Here is a 2,666-nt window from a genome sequence, read left to right on the forward strand (position 1 = left end):
CCTGCCTGCCGCGCCGCGCGCCGGTGCCGACCAACGCGCCCGACGATCCGAGCTACGTCGGCTCGTCCTACGGCCTGTCGAAGCCGAGCTATTACGGCCTCACGCCCCCGCCGGGCGTCGACGACCCGTTCGGCCGGCCCCTGCTGCCGTATTGCCGATGAGCGCGACGGGGGCATGACCGGCGGCGGCCAACCCGATGCGGTCGCCGCCCCCTCCCCCTGCATGCACGAGGCTTGTGGTCCGGCACGCGCGGCGTATCCTGCCCGAATGACGCTGGGCGCTTTCTTCTTCGTGCTCGGCGACGAGCCGGTGACGGATTTCCGAGACCTCGACACGGTCGAGACGATCCGGTCGGCGACGTCGGACGACAGGGACGTGATCCCGGCCGGCAGCCGGGGCACCGTCGTCTCGGTGATTCGCGGCGGCTTCGCCTATGGGGTCGAGTTCGCCGAGCCCTACGGCGCCGTCGCGACCATGCTCGCAGCCGACCTGCGCCACGTCGGCGTTCCCGCGGCGTGACCTGCGAACCGCCGTTCGTTCGCAACTTCGTCCTGAACAGCGACAAGATCACGAAGTATCTTCTGGTGCCGTCCCATCCGCGCAATCAGGGCAAGGCGGCGTTCTTCCTGGACTTCGGGTTCAGCCTCGACCGGCCCGACGTGTTCGTCCGCGCCCTGCTGGGTCATGCCGCTCCGCAACGCTTCAGCGACGCGATCGGCGCGCAACGCCTGATCTATGAGGGACCGCTGGACGCCCCGGACGGCCGCCATCCCGGAATCCGCACGGTCCGGCAGATGAGCGAGGATGCCGTGGCAGCCTTCGTCACGGCATTCCCGGGGCCGCGCCACCGAGCTGGTTGAAATTACTCGACGGCCTTGCAAGAAGCCGCGGCGAGGCGGGGCGAGCCGATCTGCCCGCGGGCGGATCGCGCCGATCGCACGCCTGTTCCGCCGGAGCCCGCCATGCTAGCCCATCCCACCCCCGAGACGCAGGCCATCGCCGATCTCGCCCGCTTGCGCGAGACGGTCGCCGCGTGGCGCGCGGCCGGCGACCGCGTCGTGCTGGTGCCGACCATGGGCGCGCTGCATCGCGGCCACCTCGCGCTGATCGCGCATGCGCGGACCCTGGGCGAGCGCGTGGTGGCGAGCGTCTTCGTCAACCCGACCCAGTTCGGCCCGAGCGAGGATTTCGCCCGCTATCCGCGCGACGCCGCGAGCGACCTCGCCCTGCTGGCGCAGGCCGGGACGGACGCGGCCTGGATGCCCGAGGCGGCCGCCATGTACCCGCCGGGGTTTTCGAGCCGCATCGAGGTGGGCGGCCTCACCGAGGGGCTGTGCGGCGCCTTCCGCCCCGGCCACTTCTCGGGCGTGGCCACCGTGGTGACGAAGCTGCTCAACCAGGTCCGGCCGGATGCCGCCCTGTTCGGCGAGAAGGATTTCCAGCAGCTGCAGGTGATCCGGCGCGCGGTCGCCGACCTCGACCTCGATGTCGCGATCCACGGCATGCCGACGATCCGCGAGGCCGACGGCCTCGCCCTGTCCTCGCGCAACCGCTACCTCGCGCCGGCCGAGCGGGCGACCGCGCCGAAGCTCCACGCGGTCCTGTCCAACATCGCGGCGCAGGCGCGGGACGGCGGCGAGACGGCACCCGCCATCGCGCGCGGGATCGCCGCGCTGGAGGCCGCGGGATTCGCCGTGCAGTACCTCGCCGTCTGCGATGCGGCGACGCTGGCCCCGCTCGCCCGCGTCGACGGCCCGGCCCGCGTGCTCGCCGCCGCCTATCTCGGCAAGACCCGTCTGATCGACAACGTCGCGGTGTGAGCTCCCGGCCGCGCCGGCCTCAGCGCTTAGCGAGCAGCGGCTCGGGCTGCGGCCCGTCCGTCTTGTCGCCCGGCTGATCGTCGAGCTTGCCCAGCGGCACGATCGCCCGCAGCCAGCCGCGGGTGTCGAAGCCGCCGTAATTGCGCTCGGCGACGTCCCGGGTGACGTAGGCCTGCAGGTTCACCGGCCCGAAATTGTAGCCGACGAGGGCGCCGACGGCGAACTGGCCCTGACGCTGGTAGCTCGCCCGGCCGGTCGGCAGGTCGGCGGAGCCGAAGGCGACGGCACCGACCTCGAGCTTGCCGAACTTCTTCGTCGCGGTCAGGTCGAGGTTGAGGAAGTCCGGGTAGTACGTGCCGGTGGGCGAGGTGGTGTCGAAGAAGATCCCGTAGAGGAAATGCGCCGTCAGGTTCCAGCCGTCGCCGTTGTAGGTCGCGGCGAAGCGCTGGTGCAGCACCGGGTTCTGGATCACCACCTTGGTGTCGCTCGGCAGGTAGGCGCCGAGCAGGTAGCTGACGCCGACATGCTGGCCGAGATCCCAGGCGAGCTGGGCCGCGAGCAGGGTCTGGCCGAACCCGCTCTGGTAGCGCGCGCCGTTCGGCGCCGTCGCGGTCACCGGCTGCAGCAGCGTGAACTGGAGCCGGGCATCCAGCACCCGCCACGGCGTCGCCCAGATGATGGACGGCAGGTTGACGTTGAGTTCCGAGTCGCGGGGTCGCGTGTCGCGCACGCCGAAGCTCGACGTGTCGATGAGGTACAGCCCCTCCGCCAGCGGAAACCCGGCCGGCAGGCCGACGGTCTGGCCCGGCTGCGCGGCCGGGTTTCCGCTGGCGGAGGGGCTGTACC

At 71.7% G+C, this 2,666-nt stretch carries 4 protein-coding genes; 3 read left to right on the forward strand and 1 reads right to left on the reverse strand.

Annotated features, from left to right (window positions below):
• The first annotated feature begins 267 nt into the window (after nucleotides 1-267).
• From FV223_RS24765 to panC, 3 genes are all read left to right on the forward strand, one after another.
• A complete protein-coding gene (locus tag FV223_RS24765; protein ID WP_147729447.1) occupies nucleotides 268-519 on the forward strand; it encodes a DUF4926 domain-containing protein in 252 nt (83 codons plus the stop codon).
• Nucleotides 516-860 carry a DUF6883 domain-containing protein gene (locus FV223_RS24770; protein WP_246686619.1) on the forward strand — a complete coding sequence of 115 codons (345 nt, stop codon included), beginning with the start codon at nucleotides 516-518 and terminating at the stop codon, nucleotides 858-860. Before FV223_RS24765 ends, FV223_RS24770 begins: the two co-directional genes overlap by 4 nt.
• A gap of 102 nt (nucleotides 861-962) precedes the next feature.
• Entirely contained in the window at nucleotides 963-1,820 is an 858-nt protein-coding gene (panC, locus tag FV223_RS24775) for a pantoate--beta-alanine ligase (protein WP_147729448.1), read from the forward strand.
• A gap of 19 nt (nucleotides 1,821-1,839) precedes the next feature.
• On the opposite strand, the gene FV223_RS24780 is transcribed toward panC, so the two are convergent.
• The coding region (locus FV223_RS24780; protein ID WP_147729449.1) for a transporter at nucleotides 1,840-2,666 on the reverse strand (827 nt) is incomplete at its 5' end.

This window comes from Methylobacterium sp. WL116 (assembly GCF_008039455.1).
Lineage (GTDB): Bacteria > Pseudomonadota > Alphaproteobacteria > Rhizobiales > Beijerinckiaceae > Methylobacterium.